The sequence below is a fragment of the Bradyrhizobium sp. GW821-FHT13H06 genome, assembly GCF_058803975.1.
In genome coordinates, this window is the sequence record NZ_JBXAPN010000004.1 from 94,572 (window position 1) to 119,137 (window position 24,566).

The 24,566-nt window shown below is 61.4% G+C and carries 19 protein-coding genes; 10 read left to right on the forward strand and 9 right to left on the reverse strand.

Going from position 1 to position 24,566, the window contains the following annotated elements:
• Positions 1-216: 216 nt before the first annotated feature.
• A complete protein-coding gene (locus tag AC1RQP_RS17955; RefSeq protein ID WP_492937932.1) occupies positions 217-1,278 on the forward strand; it encodes an L-dopachrome tautomerase-related protein in 1,062 nt (353 codons plus the stop codon).
• A gap of 2 nt (positions 1,279-1,280) precedes the next feature.
• On the opposite strand, the gene AC1RQP_RS17960 is transcribed toward AC1RQP_RS17955, so the two are convergent.
• Positions 1,281-2,162 carry a LysR substrate-binding domain-containing protein gene (locus AC1RQP_RS17960; protein WP_239623002.1) on the reverse strand — a complete coding sequence of 294 codons (882 nt, stop codon included), beginning with the start codon at positions 2,160-2,162 and terminating at the stop codon, positions 1,281-1,283.
• A 103-nt stretch (positions 2,163-2,265) separates the two neighbouring features.
• Between AC1RQP_RS17960 and AC1RQP_RS17965 the strand changes: the two genes are divergently transcribed.
• Positions 2,266-3,279 (forward strand): AraC family transcriptional regulator, encoded by a 1,014-nt coding sequence (locus AC1RQP_RS17965; protein ID WP_239623001.1) that lies wholly within the window; start codon positions 2,266-2,268, stop codon positions 3,277-3,279.
• Positions 3,280-3,314: 35 nt separating this feature from the next.
• On the opposite strand, the gene AC1RQP_RS17970 is transcribed toward AC1RQP_RS17965, so the two are convergent.
• Entirely contained in the window at positions 3,315-3,917 is a 603-nt protein-coding gene (locus AC1RQP_RS17970; protein ID WP_239623000.1) for a hypothetical protein, read from the reverse strand.
• Positions 3,918-4,336: 419 nt separating this feature from the next.
• On the opposite strand from AC1RQP_RS17970, the gene AC1RQP_RS17975 reads away from it, so the two are divergent.
• From AC1RQP_RS17975 to AC1RQP_RS18010, 8 genes are all read left to right on the forward strand, one after another.
• Complete coding sequence (locus AC1RQP_RS17975) at positions 4,337-5,434, forward strand: enolase C-terminal domain-like protein (protein ID WP_239622999.1); 1,098 nt, start codon at positions 4,337-4,339, stop codon at positions 5,432-5,434.
• Between the two features lie 68 nt (positions 5,435-5,502).
• Positions 5,503-6,906 (forward strand): NAD-dependent succinate-semialdehyde dehydrogenase, encoded by a 1,404-nt coding sequence (locus tag AC1RQP_RS17980; protein ID WP_492937933.1) that lies wholly within the window; start codon positions 5,503-5,505, stop codon positions 6,904-6,906.
• A 29-nt stretch (positions 6,907-6,935) separates the two neighbouring features.
• The gene (mdlC, locus tag AC1RQP_RS17985; protein WP_239622997.1) at positions 6,936-8,531 is read left to right on the forward strand and encodes a benzoylformate decarboxylase; all 1,596 of its coding nucleotides are present in this window, start codon (positions 6,936-6,938) and stop codon (positions 8,529-8,531) included.
• 34 nt (positions 8,532-8,565) lie between these two features.
• Positions 8,566-9,579: a zinc-binding alcohol dehydrogenase family protein gene (locus tag AC1RQP_RS17990; protein ID WP_239622996.1), complete on the forward strand. Its 1,014-nt coding sequence runs from the start codon at positions 8,566-8,568 to the stop codon at positions 9,577-9,579.
• Between the two features lie 24 nt (positions 9,580-9,603).
• Entirely contained in the window at positions 9,604-10,158 is a 555-nt protein-coding gene (locus AC1RQP_RS17995) for a cupin domain-containing protein (protein WP_239622995.1), read from the forward strand.
• Between the two features lie 54 nt (positions 10,159-10,212).
• Positions 10,213-10,983, forward strand: a complete 771-nt coding sequence (locus tag AC1RQP_RS18000) for a glycine betaine ABC transporter substrate-binding protein (RefSeq protein ID WP_492937935.1) — start codon at positions 10,213-10,215, stop codon at positions 10,981-10,983.
• Between the two features lie 55 nt (positions 10,984-11,038).
• Positions 11,039-11,479 (forward strand): GlcG/HbpS family heme-binding protein, encoded by a 441-nt coding sequence (locus tag AC1RQP_RS18005; RefSeq protein WP_239622993.1) that lies wholly within the window; start codon positions 11,039-11,041, stop codon positions 11,477-11,479.
• 29 nt (positions 11,480-11,508) lie between these two features.
• The gene (locus tag AC1RQP_RS18010; RefSeq protein WP_492937936.1) at positions 11,509-12,699 is read left to right on the forward strand and encodes an L-dopachrome tautomerase-related protein; all 1,191 of its coding nucleotides are present in this window, start codon (positions 11,509-11,511) and stop codon (positions 12,697-12,699) included.
• Positions 12,700-12,952: 253 nt separating this feature from the next.
• On the opposite strand, the gene AC1RQP_RS18015 is transcribed toward AC1RQP_RS18010, so the two are convergent.
• The 7 genes from AC1RQP_RS18015 to AC1RQP_RS18045 form a co-directional block, all read right to left on the reverse strand.
• Positions 12,953-15,829: an ATP-binding protein gene (locus AC1RQP_RS18015; protein ID WP_492937937.1), complete on the reverse strand. Its 2,877-nt coding sequence runs from the start codon at positions 15,827-15,829 to the stop codon at positions 12,953-12,955.
• 504 nt (positions 15,830-16,333) lie between these two features.
• Positions 16,334-16,666, reverse strand: a complete 333-nt coding sequence (locus AC1RQP_RS18020) for a helix-turn-helix transcriptional regulator (RefSeq protein ID WP_492937938.1) — start codon at positions 16,664-16,666, stop codon at positions 16,334-16,336.
• Positions 16,563-19,145 carry an ATP-binding protein gene (locus tag AC1RQP_RS18025; protein ID WP_492937939.1) on the reverse strand — a complete coding sequence of 861 codons (2,583 nt, stop codon included), beginning with the start codon at positions 19,143-19,145 and terminating at the stop codon, positions 16,563-16,565. Before AC1RQP_RS18025 ends, AC1RQP_RS18020 begins: the two co-directional genes overlap by 104 nt.
• 620 nt (positions 19,146-19,765) lie before the next feature.
• A complete protein-coding gene (locus AC1RQP_RS18030) occupies positions 19,766-21,142 on the reverse strand; it encodes an FAD-binding oxidoreductase (RefSeq protein WP_239622989.1) in 1,377 nt (458 codons plus the stop codon).
• Positions 21,143-21,245: 103 nt separating this feature from the next.
• Positions 21,246-22,103 carry a helix-turn-helix domain-containing protein gene (locus AC1RQP_RS18035; protein ID WP_492937940.1) on the reverse strand — a complete coding sequence of 286 codons (858 nt, stop codon included), beginning with the start codon at positions 22,101-22,103 and terminating at the stop codon, positions 21,246-21,248.
• A 1,092-nt stretch (positions 22,104-23,195) separates the two neighbouring features.
• Entirely contained in the window at positions 23,196-23,378 is a 183-nt protein-coding gene (locus AC1RQP_RS18040; RefSeq protein WP_492937941.1) for a hypothetical protein, read from the reverse strand.
• Between the two features lie 52 nt (positions 23,379-23,430).
• Positions 23,431-24,546 carry a WD40 repeat domain-containing protein gene (locus AC1RQP_RS18045; protein WP_239622963.1) on the reverse strand — a complete coding sequence of 372 codons (1,116 nt, stop codon included), beginning with the start codon at positions 24,544-24,546 and terminating at the stop codon, positions 23,431-23,433.
• Between the last annotated feature and the right edge of the window lie 20 nt (positions 24,547-24,566).

Here is a 24,566-nt window from a genome sequence, read left to right on the forward strand (position 1 = left end):
CTGCCTTGAGTCCTATCGAGCGATCTAGTGTCGAGCTTCGTCGACCAGACGCCACGCTTGAAGCTCCCGACGTGCAGCGCCACAGCCCCTCGGCCACGAACCGCTGTAAGTCGTGGTTAATACCACCAACAGCCCCAAGGATGCGCCATGGGACCTATGAACCGCAGGCAAATGCTTCAGGCATCCACCACCGCGGCATTAACGGGAGCTTCACTCGTGACAGGATTGCAGGCGCAGGCTTCCGATGACATGCAACAAGCAGACGGACTCACTGTTGCCGCCGAGACTAGGCGCATGATCTGGAATGCGGTCGCGGTTGATGGCGATCGCATCTTTGTCGCCGGCCCGCGCTGGGCCGGCGCCAGCGGACCGGCCGTCGCACTGATTGATGGCAAGGACGCTTTGATCCCCTATCCCGACGCGTCATGGAACGCGTGGCAGCCCGGCGCCGACGTGAGCAACGCCTTTGTTAACGTGAATGCGATCCGGCGCGACGACCGCGGTGGTCTATGGATCATCGACACAGGCTCGCCAAGCTTCGGCGGCGATCCATTGCCCGGTGCCGCCAAGGCGGTGCGCATCGATCTCGCCACCAGTCACGTCGAGCGGATTTATCCCTTCGGACCTCAAGCCGCTCTTCCCGGCAGCTATATCGACGACATCCGCTTCCATGGCGACCATGCCTACCTCACGGACGCCGGACACGCCGGGCTGATCGTGCTCGACTTGCGCGGCGGAGAAACACGCCGGGCGCTCGACGGTGCCCCCTCTGTCACGGCGCCGACCAACCGACCGATTGTAGTTGACGGCAAGATCGTGCGCGCGCCGGATGGTTCCCCGCTGCGGGTCAACAGCGATCCGCTAGAGGTCAGCCCCGACGGACGCTATCTCTATTTTGGTAGTCTGCATGGGCCCTGGTCTCGGATCGAGACACGACTGCTCGACGATCCCGATGTTCCCGGACCCGAACTTGCTGGCAAGGTGGAAGCCTGGGCGGATCTTCCGCCAGTCGGGGGAACGACAATGGCATCGGACGGTACGCTCTATTTCACCGACTTGGCGAGTGATGCGCTGAAGAAGCGCTCGCCTGACGGCACGATCACAACCATCATCCGGGATTCACGCCTGCACTGGGGTGACGCACCTGCTCTCGCAGATGGCTTCATCTGGCTGCCCGTGCCGCAGATCGACCGTGTGTCGCTCTTCAACAACGGGACCTCCCGGATCGAATGGCCGATCCGCCTGTACCGCTACAGGCTGGACGTTCAGGCGAAGTAAACCTAAGCCACAAGCGCTAACGTACCCATCCCGGCGAGAGTCTCGGTAAGGAAGGAAATCAGCGGTCGCACCAGATCGGCCTCCGCTGTCTCCTCCCCAAGCAGCACGATTTCAGTCATTGGCAATGCCGGCCACGAGTCCGGCGTCGGCACAACCTGCAAACCATCCCGAACGAATGACCGCCCAAGTATTGTAATGCCAAGGCCGCCGGCGGCGGCCGCCTGCACCCCCATCAAACTGCGTGCAGTGCAGGATGCTACCCAGGGCTGTCGAACCGAGTCCAAGGTGCGTGCCATCAACTCTCGATAAGTGCAGGGCGGCTTCAAAAGGACCAACTCCGCTGGCTTGCTAAAGTCTGGTTGATAGTCCGCCGCAGCGAGCCAAACGAGCGGCTCTCTCCAGATCACGCGACCGCGCTGGGCTGTACCATCCTTCTTCGCGATGACCACGTCGAGCCCCCCTGCATCGTACACATCCAGGAGATCGCAGCTCAGCCCCGTCATGAGTTCAAGCTGCACTTCAGGATAGAGACGCCGAAACCGTGCAAGCAACGCCGCCAACTGGCGTGGAATAAAATCCTCGGAGATACCAAGGCGAAGTGAGCCGACCGTGGCCGGCTCGCGCATGCTTCGGACGGTGAGATCGTTCAGTTCGAGCATCTGCCGCGCCGTCACCAGCAGCCGCTCTCCGTCCCGTGTCAGGCTCAGCGAGCGGCTCGTCCGTTCGAAGAGCTTGCACCCGACAAGTTCCTCCAGCCTGCTGACCTTCTGACTTACCGCGGATTGCGATCGGCCAACGACACCAGAGGCTGCTGTGAAACCGCCGGATTCGGCCACAGCGACGAAGGCACGGAGAAGTTCAATTTCCAGGTCTGGATAGCGCATAGACTGCCCATTTGATTATCAAATAGATGCAATCATAACTATGCGTTTGTCTTGCTCCCGCAAGTCCCACATTTTGGCGCGGCTGCGACAACTTTTCATAACAATGACCAGACACCCCTTTGATGATTTGCGCATCGATTCGATCCCGACCGACCCGCTTGCGGATATCCTAAGCGCGTTCACGGTCGTTCGCACCGAGGTTGTGCGTCTTGACAGCGACGTCCCCTTTGAAACACGCTTCGATGCGGACGAACGCTTCACCTTCGGCTTCGTAATTGCGGGCTGCCACAGCATATGGCTGGACGGAGAAACGTTGCCGGTTCGCCTGACAGCAGGCGACTGTTTTTTGCTGACCGGCGCACGCGCTGGCCGCGCCTTCAACATCGAAGGCGGTCGAGAGATTCACCGCGCGGACCATAGTGGCGGTTCGGGCGCCGTCATGCGCACCGGATCGATGAATGACGTTGTCGTCGTCGGGCGTCTCACTCTCGACAAGCAGGGCGCCGCCTGGCTCAGGGTGGCGTTGCCGCCGCTTATTCGCCTCGCTGCCGAAGTTGCGGCAGCGAGGCCGACCGGTCTGATCATCGAACTCCTGAGGTCTGAAAGCGAGGCTGATGCTCCAGGCAGGCGCCTGATCACGAGCCGTCTGGCGGATGTGCTCCTCGTTCAAACGATCCGCGCTCATCTCGCCAACAATCCCGACGCAACCAACTGGCTTGCGGCACTTACCGACCGGCAGCTCGGTCGCGCCATACGGAGATTTCACGCCGATCCCGCGGCTGATTGGACAGTGGCGTCGCTGGCAAAGGCGGCGGGAATGTCGCGCTCCTCCTTCGCCGAGCGATTTCGCCGCCGTGTGGGACTCTCACCTCTCGACTACGTCACGCGCTGGCGGATGCACAGGGTACGGAGGGAACTGCTGCAAACGAGCTTGCCCTTTGCAACCGTCGCCTATCGAAATGGCTATGCCTCGCGTACCTCGTGCAGTCATGCTTTCAAGCAAGTCTTCGGCTACTCGCCCAGCGAACTTCGTGCTGGACAGAAACTCACGCTTTCGCGAGCGGACGGTGCAAGGCCGCCGCTGTCGGAGCCAAACGACGATTCATTTTCGCTGTAGTGGTCAATTTCCGGCACCCCCGTGATGGTCGGTCGCTAGGTTCCCGACAGATTGCGCAAGATGATCAACTGGACGATCTTGTCGCGATGCATTGAGAAGTAAAATACGAGAACAAGAGGCTCCGGAAGACCGCGCCTGTCAAAATTTCCTTGGACATGCGCCGTCAGAATGCAATGTCCGTAGTGGTCAACGTTACTGACGACCTGGATGGCAAGCTGTTCGCCGACAATGTCGCGAATTACCCATTCGCGAATTGCCTCCTTTCCCCAGTGATCGCAGAGCTGGTCATTGACCAACGCGTCATCGACGAATGTGTCCAGCAGAACCTCCAGGTCTCTGGAATTCGTCGCACGCACGAATGCATCTACTGGGCGCGGAAGTTCCGAAAGCTGATGGCGTTCGATCAAAATCCGTTCGATCCGTTCATCATCCAGATGAAATATCCAGTCGAAAGGCGTGCTTTCTCCGAGTGCGCCGCGTCTGACCAGCACGGTCAAGACAACGATTCCTTTTTCCCGCCAACAGCTGATGGGGTGAAGCTGGACAGCCTCTCGCCCTAAAAAGGCGCGCAGCCAGGCGGCTCTCTCGTCGCCTCGAAGTTCTCGTCCCGCATCCACAAGAACGGAATCGTTCTCCATCGCCGAGACCAGTCGACCAACGTCGTTGACCTGAGCGGCACGAAGACATTTGTCGACTCGGGAGGGAAGACTCCAACCAGACATGCCCGCACCATCAGATCCCGCGCCACCAGGCTTGCGCCCTCTCATTATGACAAGTGGGAGGCCCACGGTCGTGCTGATCGGTGCAAATCATTGTAAAGGCGCGCATCGACACCGGCCATTCGGCTGAGCATCGCGCGGCTCCGGCACCGGAACGCACCCACCAAGCCGCTCCCCTGCCGACACGAAGATCACGCCAGACTGACAGCGCTTAGCGCCTCTTTGCGCTGCTTAGCGAGCATTCGACGCCACGCTCTGCGACATTGCAGGCGAAGAGCTTGGACGCACCCTTCGGGCGGAACAGGCTCTCCAAAAGATACCATGCAGGAGCTTGCGTGATGAAATCTGCGCCATTGATCAAGAATATCCGGACGCGCGCTGTACTCGTGCCATTGCGGCGTCCGGTGATTGCCGGCATCGGCCGGTTCGAGTTGTGGCCGCTGGTGCTCGTCGATCTCGAGACCACGTCCGGCATCGTTGGGCACAGTTATGTGGCGCCGTACCGCGCGGCGGCCATCCCGGTCGTTGTTGCCGCCCTGGGCGATCTGCACGACATGCTGAAAGGCACGCCTGTGGCGCCGTTTGATGCATTCGAGTCAGCTGCCAAGGCTCTGAACGTTGTCGGTTCGGCCGGCATGTCGATGATCGCGGTATCTGCGGTGGACATGGCGATCTGGGACGCGCTGGCGAAGGCCGCCAACCAGCCGTTGGTCAGATTTCTCGGCGGCACTCCCGGTCCCGTTCGCAGCTACGACAGCAACGGCCTATGGCGGCACGAAGTAAGCACGCTGGCCGGCGAGGCGCGCGAGCTTCAACAAGAAGGTGGCTTCACCGCTATGAAGCTGCGGCTCGGTAACGAGCACCTGAAAGACGACGTCGCCGCGATCAACGCAGTCCGCGAGGGCGTCGGCAGCGACATCGATTTGATGGTCGACTTCAATCAGGCCCTCGGCCTCGGCGACGCCATTCGACGCTGTCACGAGCTTGATGAGGCAGGCCTCTACTGGTTCGAGGAGCCGATCGCGTATGACAACACCCGCGGATATGCACAGCTCGCTGCCAAAGTACGCACGCCGTTGCAAATGGGCGAGAACTTCTACGGTCCTCGCGATTTCTTCGCCAATCTGAGCGCCGGTGCGATCCATTACGCCATGGCCGATCTAATGCGTATCGGCGGCGTCACCGGCTGGCTGCGCGCGACGAGCGTCGCAGCAGCGACGGGCGTCCAGCTCTCCAATCATCTGTACCCCGAGATTTCCGCTCACTTGCTCCGTGTGACGCCGACCGCGCATTGGCTGGAGTGGGTCGATTGGGCGAACCCGATTCTCGAGGAGCCGCTTCAGCCGCGTGGAGGCCGCGTTCATGCCTCCGACCGGCCCGGCGTCGGCATCAGCTGGAACGAGAAGGGCGTCGCGAAATATGCCGTCAAGGTTTGATGGCGCCTCTCACAGATCGAGCGAGATATTCCCGATCCACCACCCTTCCGGCGCACGGAGACGAATAAATGGCCTATCAGACGATCAATCCATCCACCGGCGAAGTCGTGAAGCGCTTCGCGGAAATCTCGGATGCTGACCTCGAGGTGGCCGTGGCCGACGCCCAAGCCGCTTTTGAGACCTGGCACCGGCAACCTGTCAAGCATCGGGCAAAAATTCTCACCGCCGTCGCGGCCAAGCTACGCGAGAATTCCGAAGAATATGCACGATACCTGACCCTCGAGATGGGAAAGCTCATTGCCGAGGCCCGTGGCGAGGTCGCTCTCTCCGCAGCCATCATCGATTACTATGCGACGCGTGCGGAGGCATATCTGAGGCCGCAATCCCTACCAGAGGCGCCGGGCGCCATCGTCGAAGCACTGCCCATTGGCATCATCTTCGGTGTCGAGCCCTGGAACTTTCCATACTATCAGCTCGCTCGGGTCGCTGGGCCACAATTGATGGTCGGCAACGTCGTGATGATCAAACACGCGAGCAATGTCCCGCAATCGGCACTTGCATTCGCTCGCTTGTTTGAAGAGGCCGGAGCGCCCAAGGGGCTCTATACCAACCTCTTCGCCAATTTCGAGCAAGTCGGACGCCTCATCGACGATCCGCGCATTCGCGGCGTCACCCTCACCGGCAGCGAACGTGCCGGCGCGATCGTCGCAGAGCGCGCCGGCCGCAATCTCAAGAAATCCGTCATGGAGCTCGGCGGTAGCGATCCGCTCATTGTGCTCGAGGATGCTCCTTTCGAGGCGACGCTCGACAATGCGCTTTGGGGCCGTATGAACAACACTGGACAGAGCTGCGTCGCCGCCAAACGGATCATCGTGGTCGGAAGACAGCGGGGCGCCGCATTCCTCGAGGGTTTCAAGGCACGCATGGGCGCGCTCAAGCCCGGCGATCCCGTCGATCCGAACACGACGCTCGGCCCCGTCTGCTCGGAGCAGGCCATGCACCGGCTGCTCGAGCAGATCGAGGCCGCCAGGAAGGGCGGCGCCGAAGTCGTTCTCGGAGGCGGCCGCGTGAAGCGGCCCGGCTTCTATGTCGAGGCGACGATCCTGACCAATATCAGCAGAGACAATCCGATCTTCCGGCAGGAATTGTTCGGCCCGGTGTCAAGTTTCTACGTCGTCGATAGCGAGGAAGAGGCGATCACGCTGGCCAATGCGACCCCGTATGGCCTCGGCGGCTCCGTCTTCACGGCGGACCTGAGGCGCGGCCGACAGGTAGCGGGCCGGATCGAGAGCGGCATGGTTTTTGTCAATCATCCGACCTGGACCGCACCCGAACTTCCCTTCGGCGGCATCAAGAACTCCGGGTACGGCCGTGAACTCTCGGAGCTGGGCTTCGGCGAATTCCTCAACCGGCGGCTCATCAGTATTTCGCCCGTCGGATCGCCACCGCCCGGCGTCAACCAGGGCGGCTAACCACAGCGCATCAACCAGGAGATCCCAAGATGAAGACAGTCCAAGAAGCATTCTTCGATGTCGCTCGCAAGCTGAAGCTGACCACGATCTTCGGCAACCCCGGTTCGACCGAAGAAACTCTGCTGAAGAACTTTCCTTCCGATTTCCGCTACGTGCTCGCGCTGCAGGAAGCGCCCGCCGTTGCGATGGCGGATGCCTATGCCCAGGCCACGGGCGAGGCCGTGCTGGTCAATCTGCACACCGCGGCCGGCATGGGGAATGCGTTGGGCAATATCGAGAGCGCCTGGTACAACCGCGCGCCGCTGATCATCACAGCCGGTCAACAGACCCGCGAGATGTTGCTGATCGAGCCATATCTCACCAACGTGCAGCCGCTGGAAATCCCCAAGCCGTTCGTCAAATGGGCCTATGAGCCTGCCCGTGCGGAGGACGTGCCGGCCGCGCTGATGCGTGCCTATGCGATGGCGGTGCAGCCGCCAGCCGGGCCGGTCTTCCTGTCGATCCCGATGGACGATGTCGACAAGCCCTGTCCGCACCCACCGCAAATCCGGACGCTCAGCCGTCGCCTGGGGGCGGATCAACAAAACCTCGCCTCTGTCATCGAAGCGCTTTCCTCCGCCAAGTCGCCCGCGCTTGTGATCGGCGGCGCCGTCGACCAGAGCGGCGGTTGGGATGACGCCGTCCGGCTTGCCGAAAAGCTGCGTTGCGAGGTGTGGGCCGCGCCCGCTGAGGGCCGGCCAGGCTTTCCCGAGACCCATCGGCTCTATCAGGGCATGCTGACCAGCGCGATCGGCCCGCTCGGCAAACAACTGTCAGGGCGTGATGTGATCGTCGTGATCGGCGCGCCGGTCTTTCGCTACTATCCTCACGTTCCCGGCGACTACATTCCTGCGGGATCTCGCCTCTTTCACATTACCGACGACCCAGCCGAGGCTGGCCGTGCACCGGTGGGAGATAGCGTCCTTGCCGACCCCGGACGGGCCTGCGCGGTGTTGGCGGATCATGTCTCGCCGCCAGATCGGGCACTACCACCGGCACGGAGCCCGCTGCCGCGACCGGAGAGCGCGACGAAGATCACGGCCGACTTCCTGTATCATTCGATCAACGAGGCGCGACCGCAGGACAGCGTTGTGGTCCAGGAATCGCTTTCGACACTGAAGATGCTGCGCCAACGCCTGCCGACTAGCCGGTCACGCTCGTTCTTCTCGATGTCGAGCGGCGTTCTTGGCTACGGCCTGCCCGCCGCCGTCGGCGTCGCGCTTGCCGAGCGCGACAAGGGCGGCGACCGCAAGATCGTCTGTATCGTCGGCGACGGGGCCGCCAACTATGTCATCCAGGCCCTCTGGACGGCTGCACAGCACAAGTTGCCGATCCTGTTCGTCATCCCTCGCAACGGCGCCTACAATATTCTGAAGTCGTTCGCGCACCTGCTCGAAACTCCCGGTGTTCCCGGCCTCGATCTGCCGGGTCTTGATTTTGTCTCACTCGCTGCCGGCTACGGTGTCATCGCGGAGCGGGTTTCCGATCCGGCGTTGCTGGCAAGCGCTCTCCGCTGTGGCATGGCGAGCCAAACTCCGCACCTGATCGAAGTGGAGATCGATCCGGTCGTCCCGCCCCTCATCTGACTTCCCAACCCGCGAAGTCCATCAGGAGGTCAACATGAAGGCAATCGGCTATCTTGTTCCGCAGCCCATCACGGCAACGGATGCTCTCGTCGAGCTCGAGTTGCCCATCCCAGCACCGAAGCCACGCGATCTGCGCGTGGCAGTGAAGGCGATCTCGGTCAATCCGGCCGACGTCAAGCGTCGTGCCAGCAGCCCGCCGCCCAAGGGAGAGGCCTGCATCCTGGGTTACGATGCGGCGGGCGTCGTCGAGGCTATTGGCTCCGACGTGACGATGTTCCGGCCAGGCGACGAGGTGTTCTATGCAGGCGCCATCGATCGGTTCGGCACGAATGCCGAACTGCATCTGGTCGACGAGCGCCTCGTCGGCAATAAACCCAAGACACTGAGTTTTGCCGAGGCCGCCGCGTTGCCGCTCACCTCGATCACCGCGTGGGAGTTGCTGTTCGACCGTCTGGGCGTTCCCTATGGCGTCAAGACGCAACGCGGCACGCTGCTGATCATCAACGGGGCCGGCGGAGTCGGATCGATTCTGACCCAGATTGCGCGGCGTCTGACCGGACTTACCATCATAGCAACGGCATCCCGACCGGAGACGATCTCGTGGTGCAGAAAAATGGGCGCACATCACGTGATCGACCATCGTCAGCCTTTTCGCGAACAGTTACTGGGCTTCGGGATTGCGCAGGTCGAGTATGTCTGCGGTCTGACCGCAACCGGAAAGCATCTTCATTCCATAGAGGCAGTGATGGCGCCACAGGGGCGCCTGGCGCTGATCGACGATCCCGATGCGCTGGACATCGTCAGTCTCAAGCGCAAGTCCATATCAGTGCATTGGGAGTTGATGTTTACCAGATCACTCTACCAGACCCCGGACATGATTGCGCAGCACCGACTCTTGAATGAAGTCGCCGCTCTCGTCGACGATGGTGTACTCCGCTCCACGATGACGGTAGATGCGGGCGCCATCAACGTCGCGAATCTGAAGCGCGTGCACGCGCTGGTCGAGAGCGGTCGCGCGATCGGAAAGACAGTGCTTTCCGGCTTTTGAGGCGACCGGCCACGACCAACCGAAATGCATATCTCACATCAAAGAAGCTTCATCGAAATGAAAAACTCTCCAACGGCTGTCTTCGCCGCCGCCATTCTGGTCCTGGCCGCATGCTCGCCCGCATCTGCCCAGAAGATGCCTGCCCCAGCCCAGTCGGGACCTCCGGTCGTCACGGACGCACCTGATCGTGGCACCTTGCCGACCGTGAGCGGCCATACCGCCATCGTGCCCACGCTCTACCAACTCGACGCACAGCCAATTGAGCAGATCTCGCCGCTTGTCCAGCGCCAGTATTTGAGCGGCACGCAGTCGACCTTTGTCAAATGGACAGTGAAGAAAGGTGGCGTATTTCCGCTGCATCATCATGCCAGCGAGCAGATCACGTGGATCACCGAAGGGCGGTGCGAGGTTTACTCCCAGGGCAGAAAGTTCGTGATGACGGCTGGCACCGTTCTGGTCATCCCGCCGAATACGCCGCACGAGTTCGTTTGCACCGAAGACACAATCGATATCGATTTCTTCGCGCCGCAGCGCCAGGACTGGCTCGATGGCGCGCCTTCCGTCGCTGCGGGAAAATGACCCGCCCCATCTCCCCCGCCGGGCACGAGCCAACAATAGCGGCAAGGACGTGAAATGACGGACAATACAAGCAGCGTAGTCCGAGTCGGTCACATCGATCTGTCTTTCCACGACGCCGGTGCGCGGGAAGTCGAGGCGATCTTGAAGTCTCACGGCCACCACGTCGATCGCTCGGCGGCACCGCATGAGGAGATATTCCAGCGGATGCGCCGCGGCGAGATCGATATGCTTGTTTCGGCGTGGCTTCCGGCAAGTCACGGCGACTATCTCAGACGATTCGAGCAGGAGGTGCGAAAGGTCACCGTCCTGTATGAACCCTACTGCATCTGGGGCGTACCGGACTACATCCCAGCGGAAGTTGCCGGTGTTGCGGACCTCCTAAGACCAGAGGTTTCGGCCCGAATGGAGAAGTTGATTCAGGGTATCAATCCGGGGGCCGGCATAAGCCGCTTCTCGAAGGCCATCATTGAGCAATACGGCCTGGCGGCCGCGGGCTATCACTTCGAGGCCGGGACAGAGCAGGATAGCTTCGGCCGGTTCGAGCGCGCGGTGGCCGAACGCCGCTGGGTCGTCATTCCGCTTTGGCATCCGCAGGCGCTGCATCATCGTCATAAGATTCGCGCGCTTGAGGAGCCAAAGGGGCTGCTCGGCGGAACCGACAAGGCGACCCTGATCGTGCGTCACGATGCCGAGGTACGGATCGGCGCGCCCGCGCTCGCCGAATTATCGCGCCTGACGATCGGCAACGCGCGCATGAGCGCGCTCGACGATGCGCTGCGCCGCACCACCGGCTTGGATTCCCCGCCACCCAAGCGAGGACGATGACACTATCTCTCCCAACGAAAGTAGTTTCTCGCTCACCTCAGTCAGGAACCGACACATGACCCATTCCAAGCTTCTCCAGGACACACAACAATTGACTTATGCCGGCGCTGCGATCGCCATCGCGGCCGCAGTCGCAAGGTCGAAGAAAATCGCGGCGCCCGAATGCATCGCTGTTGTCGATGCCGGCGGCAACCTTCTGGCCTTCGCAAGGGTCGAGGGGGCCGCAGTGCTCGCCCGCGAGCCCGCTGTCGCCAAGGCTGCCACGGCGGCTTCCCTGGCGATGCCGACAGGTGGCATACCGTTCGAATTTGGTGCTAATCTCGGCCTCGCGAGCCAAGGCGGTATCGCTAATCTCGGCGGCGGCTTTCCCATCATCTTCAACGGCCGCGTCCTCGGCGCCATCGGCGTCGGGTCTGGCACCACCGAGCAGGACGTAACGGTGGCCGAAGCCGGGCGCGATGCCGTGCTCGCCGCTCTCTCGGCCCAAACCGATTGACAGGCGGCCCACCCATTCCGGAGCCGATGATGAGCCGTCTTCCACGCCCAACTGCGGCATGCTTCGCTCTCCTTCTAGCGTTGCCTGTCGCCGTATGCGCCCAAACCCATGGAGAGATCATGAATACGTTAGCTCGCGCGCCAACAGATCGTCCGATCGGCGACATCGAGCCGGTTTTCGAATTTCGGGACGACATGCCCACCGGGGTTACCGTCGCCCGCAACGGTCGCATCTTCGTCAACTTTCCACGATGGGGAGGTGAGGTTCCCTTTACGGTCGCCGAGATCCGCGGCCGAAAGATCGTTCCCTATCCCGACGCGAAGATAAATAAGTTCGATCCAAAGCGTCCGGGCGAGACGCTTGGCAGCGTGCAGAGCGTCGTCGTCGACGCGGCGAACCGGCTCTGGATCCTCGACACCGCGGCTCCCTCCTTCAGCACGCCCGTGCCCGATGGCGCCAAGCTCGTCGCCGTCGATCTCGCGACGGACAAAGTGGTCAAGACCATCGTGCTGGCGCCGACGTCCGTGCTGAAGACCACCTACATCAACGACGTGCGCTTCGATCTGCGGAAAGGCAAAGCGGGCTTCGCGTACATCACCGATTCCTCGGTCTCGGGTCCGGGCGCGATCATCGTCGTCGACCTCGACAGCGGTGAAAGCTGGCGTAAGCTGAGCGGCCACGCTTCAACGTCGGCCGACCCCGCGTTTGTTCCCGTGGTCGAGGGCGAGACCCTTGCAATTCGCGAAACGGGAAAGGCGCCTGTTCCCTTCACCGTGGCATCCGATGGTATTGCTCTCTCGGCGGATGGCGCGACGCTATATTATTGCCCGCTGTCGAGCCGGCATCTGTACTCAGTCCCGACCGCCCTGCTGCTCGACCGAGCGGTCTCCGAGGCCGACGTGGCGAAGGCCGTCATCGACCTCGGCGAGAAAGGCGCCTCAGACGGCCTCGAAGCGGACGACAAGGGCCGCATCTATGCCGGCGACTACGAACGTAACAGCATCCGGCAGCGTCAGACCGACGGCGAATGGAAGACCATCGCCCATGATCCGCGCATTCTATGGCCGGACACACTTTCTGTGGCCAGCGACGGGTATCTCTATTTCACAGCCAATCAATTGCATCGGCAGCCCCAATTCCACGAAGGGAGGGACCTGCGCGAGAAGCCCTACTCCCTGTTTCGCGTGAAAATCGACGCGGGTCCGGTGCTCCTCAAGTAGCGGACGAGCAACGATCGGGCGCAACGATCGGGACGGCCAAATGCCGCCGTCCCGACGCTGCCCACCATTCCGGTCGGGAGGTGACGCGCATGGGCGGCTCCGCCGTCTTGAATCCTGAGGTCGAGCGAACTGATGCCATGGGCTCGTATTCGCACCAGCACGTCACCTGGCCCCGGCGCGCGACTTATGGTCGTCACGCGGAATGGACGGCCTTATTTCTCGAAGATGGCGGCTTGCATTGTGCCTGTCATGCCTAGCTGCGACCGATTGAGTGTTGAACCTCTCGCCGCAACCTTGCCACTTCCACAAGGCTCGCGCCTCGCAATCCCTCGCTGAACTGTTGCAGCGTGCTGGCGAGCAGTTCGTCTGCTTCGCGGTTGCGTCCCTGGGCGAGCCAAAGTCGCGCCAACGGAACGGCTGTCCTCATCTCCCAGCCCCTGGCGCATTGCTCACGGGCCATCGCCAACGAGCGTAACAGCGACTCCTCGGCAAGGGCCGCATCGGGACGCGGCTGAGCCAAGAGTATCTCTCCTTGCGCGCGCAAGAGATCCGGAAGCTCATAGGTCTCGCCCCGCTCGGTTGCCCTGACGATAGCGCCGTCAATGATATTTGCCGCCTCCTCTTCCTGGCCGCTGACGGCCAAGCCCTCGGCTAGCGCACGTTGAAACGCGGTCATGAACATATGGTGCTGTTCCTGATGGAGAGCGGCTAGGGCATCACGCAGCATGGCGACGCCGGATGCTGCGCCTCCCCGGCACACCGCCAATTCGCCCCTGAATCCACACCCAATGGCATGGTAGGAAACAAGCGAATGCTTCGCCGCATGAGCGACAAGGCGCTCCACACGCCTATTGGCAAGCTCGTAGTCCGCATCCCATAACGCAACCGATATTGTATAGAACAAGGTCGCGCATAGGCTTACGGGATGCCCGCAGCGCTCCGCCTCTTCGATTCCCTGACGCGCTGTCCGTTCAGCTTGTTCCGGGAAGCCACGCAGCCATAGGACACGAGCCAAGACCGCGAGGCTGCGAACACGATGATCGTAGCCAAAAACATTGATCTCGAGCTGCCCCAGCGAGGCCGCCCGTCTGAATCCGATCTCGCAGTGGTGCTGCGCTCTCCGCTGATCGCCGATCAAATGGTAGGCGGTACCGCGCATCCATTCGGCAGCCACCATGGCGTCTAATCGGTCGAGGTTCGCCGCCAGGACGGCGCTCCGTTCGGCCGCTTCTGCGGCGCCGGAAAACTCGGCAACGCGGATCAGAAAGAGATGCAGCCCGGCATGGAAATACAATTGGTCCTCAGGCGTCCCGACCGTTTCGGCAAGGTCAAGCCCTCTTTGGAAGGCATGACGAATATCCTCCCGCCCTCCTCTGGTGAACATGATCGAGACTGTCAGATATCGCCAGAGCACGAGTTCAGGCACGCCTCCTCGATCGGAGGTCTCCAGCGCGGCCAGCGCGTGTTCACACCAATGCCGACACTCGCCGAGCAGCGACATGCGCAGAAATAGCGGTGCAGCACCGACCGCGAGTTCGCCTCCAATCTTGCTGTCTCCGCCAGGGGAAAAACACCACTCGAGCGCCGCTCGAATGTTGCCCATATGGAGCCTGTACGAATCCGGTCCCGGTCGATCGAAGTCGGCGATCGACCGCGATCGAAGCATGTCGCAATAGTATAGGGCATGCCGACGGGCGACGATATCGTACTCCCCCGTCTCCTCAATCTTGAACATCGCGTAAGACCGCGTGGTATTCAGCAGACGATAGTAGCTCTTGCCGCCGACCGTCGAAATCCCGATCAGGGACTTGTCGATCAAGCCTGCCAGCGCCTCGGCGGCGTCCTGCTCCAATACCGCCTCGTCGGCCACAACTACCTGTGCTGCATCGGGCGGAAAGAACCCGGCAAAGACCGACAATCTGCAGAGAACGTGCTGCTCGTGTTCGGACAAGAGATGGTAGCTCCAGTCCAACAGAGCCCGCATGGTCTGGTGCCGCGGCAAAGCACTGCGCCTGCCTTCCCAGAGCAACTTGAATCGGTTTTCCAGGAGGTCGGCAGTCCCCTGAATCCCGTATGCACCGACCCGGCTGGCCACCAGCTCGATCGCGAGCGCCAACCCGTCGAGCTGCCTACAAATGCTCGCCACGGCCGACGCTTCGTCGTCGCTGAGTTGCAAGCGATATCCTCCGGCGGCCGCCCGCTCCATGAAAAGCTGGGCGGCAGGCCAGCCGACTACGCAATCCGCCGTCAGGTCGGCGCCGGCGGGAGGCGCATCAAGCGGATGCAACAGGTAAACGTGCTCGTCCTCAACACGAAGCGTTTCGCGGCTGGTCGCAAGGATGAACACGTCGGAAACACTGGCGAAGATTTTCTCGGCGAGCGGTGCGACCCTGTCGATCACGTGCTCGCAATTGTCCAAGACCAGCATCGTCTGCTTGCCGGCAAGAACAGAAACGAGGCTTTCGAAACAGTCCTGCGAACCCGTGGACAAACCAAGCACAGACTCCACCGCGTTTCCGACGAGGGAGCCATCAGAAATCGCGCTGAGGTCGACGAAGTAGACCGCTCCGTCGAATTTATGGAGGAGCGAGTGGCATACAGCCGTTGCAACCGTTGTCTTACCCAGGCCTCCTGCCCCCACCACGCTGACGAAGCGGTGCTCAAGAAGGAGCCTTGAGAGCTCCAGGACGGTCTCGTCGCGCCCGACCATGCGCTCCAAACGCGGTGGCAAATGGCAAGTGGGAACCGAGGAATGGCGCAGAACGGGATTGGCTTGCGGTTGCGCCGCCGGGATTCGCCTAACAGGTGCTACGAAGCAATAGCCTCTGCCAGGAACGTTCGTCACGTAACGAGCGCCATCACGGCCATCGAGCAGCGCCTTGCGAAGATTCGTGACGTGAACGCGAAGGTTCGCATCTTCCACCAATAAGTCGGGCCAGACCTGATTCATCAGGTCTCGCCGGGAAACGGTTTCCCCGGCCCGCTCGACGAGTGCAATCAGGATATCGAGCGCGCGACTGCCAAGCGCTACAGGTTTATCGTCTCGGTATAGGATACGTCCGGCGGACGAGAGTCGGAACGGTCCAAAGGACAAGAATTCCTCCGCCCTCATAACCAAATTATCCGCCATGAACGTTTCACCTGTGCGGATCGGGCCACGCTGATGTGCCCGAAACTCGGCCGGGGAGCTGCACTTGGGTTGGCTATGTTGCGCTTTGTCATTCGGCACGAAGTGGTCCTGGCCTTCCAAGTATTATTTGACGTCCTGGAGCAAAAGGCACCTAGGTCTCTGAGGGTCCAAGGATGGTCTCCTAACGTCCGACAAGCGATGTCATCGCAAGCATTGGACCTGCCGCCGGCTGTGAATAGACGGAACGCGCCAGAAGCCCGGGGGCGCAATCTGGATCATGCCGGGGAATACGGATTGGTGCGCGAACAGCTTTGGTCCGAGCCGCAGTGAGGGCCTAGAGGGCCAAGACAGGTTCACACTGCCGCTGCAGGATGCCTTGAGAGCTCTGCTGCCGTTCATGAGCGTTGTCCACATTGCTTCTCTGTCCTCGAGGGATAGCAGGAGCTTGGGTGGTACCGCTTCAGTCAAATGACTGACCAGGTGACTGCCCCCGGTCGGGTCCGATCACACCGCGGATTGGGGCGACCGGTTTAATGCTTCTTGCAGACCGGCTCGCGTCGCGACTCCAAGTTTCGGAAAGATCCGGTAAAGGTGAGAGCCGACGGTCCGGTGAGACAGATAAAGACGTGCGCCGATTTCCTTGTTCGAAAGTCCGCCGGCCGCGAGTTCCGCAATCTGCAGCTCTTGGGACGTCAGCGCGTCGAGCGCGAGCCCCTCCTGCGGACGGCTGGTTTCACCTGCAGCGCGCAATTCTCGTCGTGCCCGCTCGCTCCACGGCAGGGCTCCCAGGGCATCGAGGATGTCGCGCGCCGTTCGCAGAGGCGCGCGCGCGTCCATGACTCGTCGCTGACGCCGCAGCCATTCGCCGTAGGCCAGGAGCGATCGTCCGCGTAGGAATGGCCAGTTCTGCGCGATAGTGCCGAGCCCCTCCTGAAAGAACGCCTCTACGCGGTCCGGTGCGGCAAGCAGCGCCCTGCTGTGGGAGAGCATCATCTGGACCCACGGCACCGCCACAGGGCCCGAACGTCGCTCGACCTCCGCGATGAACGAGGAAGCCACGGCCTCTTGTCCGCAGGAAATCGCCGCCTCGACGAAATCCACGAGGCTGAAAAACTGAAGGGCTGGTGTTGAACGCCGGATCACCCGGTATGTGGAGCCGTCTGAGGTGTTCGTAGGCCTCCGCGGATCGACCGGCACCGAGCGCGGCGGCGCCTCGCGCACTCTGAAGCAGAGCCAACAGGAAATTCACACTTGGTGAAAGAATCAACCGCTCTGCGCGCAACGCGTGAGCCTCGCATGCATCGAATTTGCCCCGAAGCGCGGCGACAGTCGCCAGCACGATCGTCCCGGCCGCAATCCAGACCGTCGCCCCAGTTTCCTCCGCAAATCGGATCGACTCCTCGGCCGAACGAAGCGCGCCCATTAAGTTACCCGTTTCCATCTCGGCCCAACCTCTGGCGAAGAGCACCCGCGCTAAATCACCAAGCCGCCCCTGCTCGCGAAACTCCGTACTCGCCTGATTCAAATAGTTGAGGCCGAAGTCGAATGCGCCGACGGTATTGGCCGCAAGCCCCAAGGTCCATGCCGCCACCGGGTCTGCCACACCAGCATCCGCATGTGCCGCGAGCCGTTGATGCACGGCGTGTCCGTGTCGGAGCGGTTCGACATAGGCCGCGATGGCGATCAGTCGCGCGTCGCTCGCGGGCAATCCCGACTGCTTCGCGGAGGCGAGAACGCCCTCCCGCACCTTATCGCTCGCGTTGCCCCACCAGCAGCGCTGAGCCGCGCGCCACAGCAGGTTCTGTGCGACGTCGTTTGCGCCGTCAGTTCGCGCATCAGCGGCAAAGTGGACCAACACGGGAATCCGGCCGGGATCAATCGCTGTGAGAGGCTGGCTCAGCTCGCGGATCAACGCGACTTGTGCCCGCAGGCGCGGTTGCGGCTGATCCGGACCCGCCGCACGGAGCAAGCGCTCCACGGTCGCAGGCTGGCCCAGATCGGCGGCGAGCCCAGCCGCACGCAGGAGCCGTTCGCTTCTTGCCATCACCGTACCGCTCAGTCGCGCTGCATTCTCCAGCGCGGGTATTGCCATTGCCAGGGCGCCGCGATGGTGCGATCGAGTGGCAGCGTCGTCGAGCTCCTCAGCAAGAGTATCGTCGGGCCCAAAGGTCGATGCCAAACGATGCCAAATGGCTCGGTCCGCTTGATCCCTCATGAGCCGCCCCAATGCCGCGTGGACATCGTGGCGCATCACGGGGCTAGCTGACTGATGAACCGCCGAGCGGACGAGTGGGTGGCGAAACCGCACCTCACCCCTGTGAATCTCGATCAGCATCGCGGAGGCCGCCGGCGCGAGGGTGTCAAGCCCGGTGCTTTCGCCAAGCAGTATTTCGCCCGCGTCGAACACCTCGCGGAGCGATCTGCTGTCATTCTCCGCCATCACCAGTAAAAGCACGCGGGTGGCTGTCGGTAGAACGGCAACCCTGCTGAGGAACGCGCGCTCCAAGCGATCCGTGAGCGGCAGCCATGGCGCCTCGATGGTCTCCGTCGTGCGCTCGCCGCGCGGCAATTCGACGAGTGCCAGAGGATTACCCGCAGCCTCGCTCAGAAAACGACGACGCAAATCCGGCGAGAGGCCGGGCGCCGCGGCATCGAGTAGGCGTTCGGCAGCCGCCGCGCTGAGCCCTGACAGCCGATGCCGCAACACGCCCGAATACGGAAACGACACGCCCAATCCTTCGCGCACGGCCATTAGGAGCACGATTGGATCAGAGCTCAATCGACGGGAGATGAACGCCAGCACATCGCGACTGGGTTGGTCGATCCATTGCACATCATCCGCAAGCAGCAGGATGGGCCTGCGCGCTGCACTCGCCGTGAGAAGATTGAGCGTCGCTAGGCCGATAAGGAATATATCCGGTGTGGCTGTGCCATCGCACAGGCCGAAGGCAGCTTGCAACGCCGACCGCTGGCGTGGCGGCAGCGATTTGAGCTGCTTCAGCATCGGTCTAATCGCCTGGTGGAGCGCACCAAAGGGCAGGTGCGCCTCGGATGGCACCCCACAGAGGTGGATTACGTGCATTCCATGCGCCACAGCTCGATCCTGCGCAAGCTCGAGCAACGTGGATTTTCCGATGCCCGGTTCGCCACTGAGGACCAGCGCGGCGCCACCGTCACGAACGCGGTCAATCACCCCGTCGATGAGGGCAATGTCGTCCTCGCGCCCGCATACAACCGGTGCCCCCCCGAACGGCCGACGTCCGCCATCTTGTTGTTGTCGCTCTGACCAAAGCGCATCGATAGCGAGTTGTGTCATACCCCTCACTCACATTTGTTAACCAGCACCAAAGCAATCGAGCGATGACGAGCAGGCGCTTCCGCACTTAATCGTCTCCGATCGTCCAGACTAATTCTTCAGCACGAAGTTTGCAGGCTGAGAATATCCCGCACAGCCGAATTTTCTATTCGAATGGAACGATCCTGACGAGATCGTGAGAACGTTAAGATCCGGCATTGCGACTCAAAGATCCCCCCAGACGAAGGGAGGTAGAGATGCGAACCGACACAATGCCGGCCTGCGGTCTTCGCCGATGCGCGCTATACGATCAAGGAGGGCGAGGCTCGTGTTCCATCGAGTGGTGTAGCAGCCGTGGTAGGTCACCGCGCGAGTTTGGGCTTAAGCGAACCCGATCAGCCTGCCACGGCGGGTAGGCCGACGATGAAATCATCGTTAAGGAAGCGATGGTTCGCAGCTGCGGTCATCCGCGCCACCGATCTCCGCATCGGTGTGCTGGCCGTTCCATTCCGGGATTTCGACGCCTGGCAAAGCGTGTTCGGGCATCCTCCAACAGCCGATCGTGAGCGAACAGTTGCGGATCTCTGCGATACGGAAGCGGAGATCGCGACCTTCAGCGGCCAGCGAAGCACTCAAACGCTTCAGACCGGACCTGATAGCCGCGATGGCAGCGGGATCGCTGACGCGAAGACGTTATCGGCATCATAGGTTTCCTTTGCGCGCAGCAATCGCTCCCTGTTGTCGCCATAGCTTGCGGTGGCGCGCGAGATCGCGGATCGTGCCAGTAGATTGGGATAACCGCCAGGGAGCGCGGTGGTGAAGCCCTCCCGGCTACGCCGTGCCCATTGCTGATGCTTGACCACGTCATCCAAATCTTTTTCGTCAGTAACGGCGGCGATGATCTCGATCAGCACATGATCGCGGCGCAGCGTGAATGCGGTTTTGTCTGGCGCAATTCGAGAGGCTGCTCCTTTGAATTCATGCGTCACCAGCACGCACCCCGGCGAAGGCGCGCTTGCTGAGGCGCCGACCAACGCGTCGATGCTTGCACGATCGAGCGCCGGCACGGAGCAGGTTTCCATGGTAGTCCGTCGACCATTGACGATCTGCGCATCAAACGCTGCGAGCAGTGCTCCGTTGGATTGTTGTTCGATCCCACCTGCGATGAGAGTGCCAAGTTTTCTATAGGGAGCGAGACGTGCTTCGCCTTTGGCTGGATCGCCGCACCAAGTCGGCATTACCAGTACCACCGCCATACCAGATGGATCGGCCATTAGCACGACTTGTACGGACAACTCGTCGGGCGCTTCTGCAGCAAGCGCCGCCGTGCCTGTCAGCACAGTTGCTGCCTCTGCGGCAGGATAGACCAGCGTACCGGACCACAAGGCCTGACATTTATGCAGCGCGTGCTGCATTCTGGTGACGACACCGAAATTGCCGCCACCTCCACGCAGGGCCCAAAACAGTTCTGGATGGTTCTCACCATCGGCGGTTACGATCCGTCCGTCCGCAAGCACGACCTCTGCGGCGAGCAGGTTGTCGAGCGCTAGGCCACAGCGCCCAATGAAAGGTCCATAACCGCCGCCGAGCGTCAGGCCCGCCATGCCAACGCAGCCAAAGGAACCAGCGGCGACTGCGCTGTGCTGCCGATCGGTGACGGCGGCGATATCGGCAGCCAATGCGCCGCCTCCCATCGCCACACGATGATTGCCGGGCATGATCGTGACCTGCCGCATACCGCCGAGATCGATCACGATGCCATTGCAGAGTGCGCGGCCGGCCCAGTCGTGCCCACCGCAGCGAACAGAGACCGGCAGGTCGTGCTCGCGCGCGATGCGGATTGCGGCCTGGACATCGTTGGCCGTCTGGCAACGGATGACAGCACGGGGCCGGGTTTCGAGGCTGGGCTTTGCCCAGATCCGCAGGGCCGCGGCATAGCCGCCGCTGCCGGGCCAGAAAATTCGATCGGCTAGATCGGGCGCCAGTTTCAGCGCCGCTTGTTCGGACAGTTTGCTCACAGGTGATCTCCCATCGGTACTCGCGCGGTGATGTGGGCGCGTGCCTCATCTATCGAGTGATGTGGCGAGCGATCGTGAACAATCCTGCTGTTTGAGGAGCCGATCAGGGCCCAATATCGGACGGGGCGACGCCGTGAACGCGCCGGATCCAACGCGACAGATGGCTTTGGTCGGAAAAGCCGGTCTCGGCGGCGACATCGGCGAGCCGGGTCCGCCCCTCACGGATTCGTGCAACCGCCGCCCGCAGTCGAAGGTGAACGACATAGCGATATGGGGTCATGCCGACGCTGCGTGCAAATGCGCGCGTGAAGTGGAACGGGCTTCGGCCAGAGACACTGGCAAGTTCGGCGACCTCGATCGGCTCGGCCAAATGTTCGCTGATATATTCCCTGATCCGTCGCAGGGTCGGCGCCCCGATAACGCCGCGCAACGAACGAACGGGCGACGACGTGTGACTCTCGACAAGGCGGCCCATGAAGTCGTCGCTGGTCTCACTCCAGAACAGCGGGCCGTTGGGATAGCCAGCCCGCGCCTCCGCGATCAACCGCACAACAATTGCAAGCAGCTGCGTATCATAACCCGATAAGCGTTCCTTCAACCGATCTTGCGGGGCATCTGCTTCCGCAGCAACCAAGGTGAGCTGGCTGGGTTCAACCGCTAGCAGCACGGTGTCCATGTCCGCTTCGGATTCCGCCGAGCAGTCAACACCAGCGGGGCAGATCGCCAGTGCGCCGGCGCTCGGCTCGTGCACGAGGCGCCGCTCTCCTATCCGGCAATTCAGCCGATGGCACGGCAACATCTGGAGGAAGACCAAATGCTGCCGCGCCGTTCCCTTGAACCAGGCGGCCTGAGCGAAGCGCGCTCGCAGCAGCGACACGCCCCTTTCACCGCGCGGCACTGCAGTCGTCAGTATGGTCGGCGCACCGTCGCGCTGCGCCCATTGGACTTCGCCGAATTTCATAACGTGCCAAACGTGATGTCTGGAATCATGCTGCAAAAAAGATGATGATTCACGACACGATCGGTCAAATGGCTGTGAGCCAGCGGATGCTGATAGTTGGGAGCGAAGCCAACGTTGACCGCTTGAAGAGGAAGGCACTCTCCGACGTAATTCATTCACCTACGCCGCTTTGGGTTCGAAGCCGCCTCTTCGGCTTCACACTGCGCCACTCCGATCGCGTCGAGCACCGGAGCACGTTGGCGGCGCAGCTGGCGCGATCACCTGCTCAGGCTATTGGCCGAGTCTGTTGGCGGCCGCAAGGCGAAGCGCTAAACTACTGCCATACTGTCCCTCGTGACAGGCGTGTGGTTCTATCGCTTCGCGTCGAACTTGGTCACTTTGCCCAGGCGAATTTGAGTTCAGTCCCACCAGTAGAGCGCTAACCGCCGCAAGGCCCACTCGCGATGTTCCACGTGACGTTCTCCACATCCACACCTGATGAGATCTTCGCGGTGGGAGATATCCCCGCGTGCTGTCGGCAACGCAAGTCTGTTCCAATCCGTTCGGCCAGCTTGATCATGTCGACTGTAACAGGATTTTTCTTGATCTCCCGGTGCACACGTCGTGCACACGCCGCCTTCTAACTAATTGATAATACTGACCTCTCGTTCCAATCCATCATGGGGGCCACGGAAAAGCGATAGTCTTGATATCCCAACAACTTAATCCTGCATCGCGATCGAAAAAGCCATGTCAGCGTATCAATGCTTGCTGCCCTCTTGAACCTGCTCGCCAAGTATCATTCGCCCGAATACGCCTGCCATTCAACTACAATAAAGGTGGTGGCGAGCCAGGAAGCTCAATGCCGAGCACGAATGCCCTAACGAGATGGATCTGGATCTAGCGTTGGCGCGGATGGTCCAACTGTCAACAGAGTGTGAACGACCCGATCAAATTGGACAAACCTTCAGGTCGAGCCGACCGGAAGCCGCCAAACAGGAAATTGAAGCGCAGAATGCCCGCAGGAGAAGTCCATCGTCCCCAAAAAGTCTCTCTAACATATCGTCCCCCTCAATCGCCCACCACGAATTTCGCCTTTAGCAGAAGCGCGGATCACTGCGTTGCTGCGCTTCGCTCGAATGGCTTATTTTCAGCGATGAACCTCGCGGCCAGCACCAAAGCGCCCATCGAAAATTCCTTTCCATGCGCAGCGATCATGCGCTCCGAGAGTTCCGCCAGTTCCTGAAAGAATTGATCCTTGCTTTCGGCTTCGTTGAGCGATCGGGTGGCTGTCATAACTTGTCTCCTGATGATGCTGGCAGAGCTCTCCCGCTTGGCACCGGGTTAACTACTTGAAAATGTACGGAGGAAACGTCACGATCGCCGCTTCCCCGTCGCTTGTTCCGATTGCAAGATGCTCGCCGTCGCTGGACCAACGCAGGATGTGGGCGGCGCCTCGACCAGGCGGCCTGACGACCAATTCGTCGGATTGTCCGATCCTCGCGACCGCGACCATGCCGTCGGCGTAACCCGCCGCAACCAGGCGACGCTCTGGGTGAATATCTACCGTCTCGACAAGGACGAACCGGGCGCGCCCCGTAGCGAGGTTCGTCGGCTGCTCGCTTTCGTCGTCAAGGCTGGAAACGTCCCATGCGATCATCCGATAGGCTCCGCTCGTAACAAGGACGCGGGAATCCGTGCTCCACGAAAGGGATGCAACGGTTGCGGGATAGGTCGGAATACGGACGATCCGCGCATCGGCAAGACGCACCAAAACAATGCCTGCTTTCCCGACTGACACCGCCAACCAGTTCCCATCGGGGCTCCAGGACAGGGCTGAGACTGAGCCCAACTCAAATGAGGCGGAGGGTTCGGGTCCTGGTCCAAAGCTGCGGACGAGCAGACAACCGTCGGTTCCAATCGCAAAGCGCCGGCCATCTGGCGATACAGCCATTGCCGACGCATGCCCTCCGACCCGCTCTTGGAGCCAGGCGACTTCACCATTGGAATCGTAAAATATGATTGACCCGCCGGATGCTGTCAGGATGTCCCCCGCCGATACCGGGGCAATGACATCGATAGGCGCCCCGTTGCTCGAGACCACCCGTGTGACACCGGACGCCGACACACGAAGCAAGCGGCCGTGATCACTGACCACGAAATCCGAGGTCCCGAGCGGAGCGAGATGAAGCGGGGCATCGCTGATTATCACTTTCGTCAATGGAGGCACCGGTCTCCGTCGCGGTGAAATCGTCGTCCGACCTTCGTCGAGCGCCACGCGACAGCGATCTTGCGCCGGCTCGACGTCAGTTAGCGGAGCTATCGCCAACGCGCCATCGGCGAGCGCGAACGCAACTACCTGTCCCGCTGGATCGAAGGCCGTATTTGTAACGGCCGCACCCACCGTCCAATGCCGCCCAAGCAATTCATAGAGCGTCGCGATCTCTGCTTCCATCGTATCCATCGGGTCGCCTCACGTTCGGA

What these genes read in the sequence shown, in the direction of transcription:
- AC1RQP_RS17960 (WP_239623002.1), bottom strand. Translation starts at nt 2,162, where the DNA reads ATGCGCTATCCAGACCTGGAAATTGAACTTCTCCGTGCCTTCGTCGCT.
- AC1RQP_RS17965 (WP_239623001.1), top strand. Translation starts at nt 2,266, where the DNA reads ATGACCAGACACCCCTTTGATGATTTGCGCATCGATTCGATCCCGACC.
- AC1RQP_RS17970 (WP_239623000.1), bottom strand. Translation starts at nt 3,917, where the DNA reads ATGGAGAACGATTCCGTTCTTGTGGATGCGGGACGAGAACTTCGAGGC.
- AC1RQP_RS17975 (WP_239622999.1), top strand. Translation starts at nt 4,337, where the DNA reads ATGAAATCTGCGCCATTGATCAAGAATATCCGGACGCGCGCTGTACTC.
- AC1RQP_RS17980 (WP_492937933.1), top strand. Translation starts at nt 5,503, where the DNA reads ATGGCCTATCAGACGATCAATCCATCCACCGGCGAAGTCGTGAAGCGC.
- mdlC (WP_239622997.1), top strand. Translation starts at nt 6,936, where the DNA reads ATGAAGACAGTCCAAGAAGCATTCTTCGATGTCGCTCGCAAGCTGAAG.
- AC1RQP_RS17990 (WP_239622996.1), top strand. Translation starts at nt 8,566, where the DNA reads ATGAAGGCAATCGGCTATCTTGTTCCGCAGCCCATCACGGCAACGGAT.
- AC1RQP_RS17995 (WP_239622995.1), top strand. Translation starts at nt 9,604, where the DNA reads ATGCATATCTCACATCAAAGAAGCTTCATCGAAATGAAAAACTCTCCA.
- AC1RQP_RS18000 (WP_492937935.1), top strand. Translation starts at nt 10,213, where the DNA reads ATGACGGACAATACAAGCAGCGTAGTCCGAGTCGGTCACATCGATCTG.
- AC1RQP_RS18005 (WP_239622993.1), top strand. Translation starts at nt 11,039, where the DNA reads ATGACCCATTCCAAGCTTCTCCAGGACACACAACAATTGACTTATGCC.
- AC1RQP_RS18010 (WP_492937936.1), top strand. Translation starts at nt 11,509, where the DNA reads ATGAGCCGTCTTCCACGCCCAACTGCGGCATGCTTCGCTCTCCTTCTA.
- AC1RQP_RS18015 (WP_492937937.1), bottom strand. Translation starts at nt 15,829, where the DNA reads ATGGCGGATAATTTGGTTATGAGGGCGGAGGAATTCTTGTCCTTTGGA.
- AC1RQP_RS18020 (WP_492937938.1), bottom strand. Translation starts at nt 16,666, where the DNA reads ATGGACGCGCGCGCGCCTCTGCGAACGGCGCGCGACATCCTCGATGCC.
- AC1RQP_RS18025 (WP_492937939.1), bottom strand. Translation starts at nt 19,145, where the DNA reads ATGACACAACTCGCTATCGATGCGCTTTGGTCAGAGCGACAACAACAA.
- AC1RQP_RS18035 (WP_492937940.1), bottom strand. Translation starts at nt 22,103, where the DNA reads ATGAAATTCGGCGAAGTCCAATGGGCGCAGCGCGACGGTGCGCCGACC.
- AC1RQP_RS18040 (WP_492937941.1), bottom strand. Translation starts at nt 23,378, where the DNA reads ATGACAGCCACCCGATCGCTCAACGAAGCCGAAAGCAAGGATCAATTC.
- AC1RQP_RS18045 (WP_239622963.1), bottom strand. Translation starts at nt 24,546, where the DNA reads ATGGATACGATGGAAGCAGAGATCGCGACGCTCTATGAATTGCTTGGG.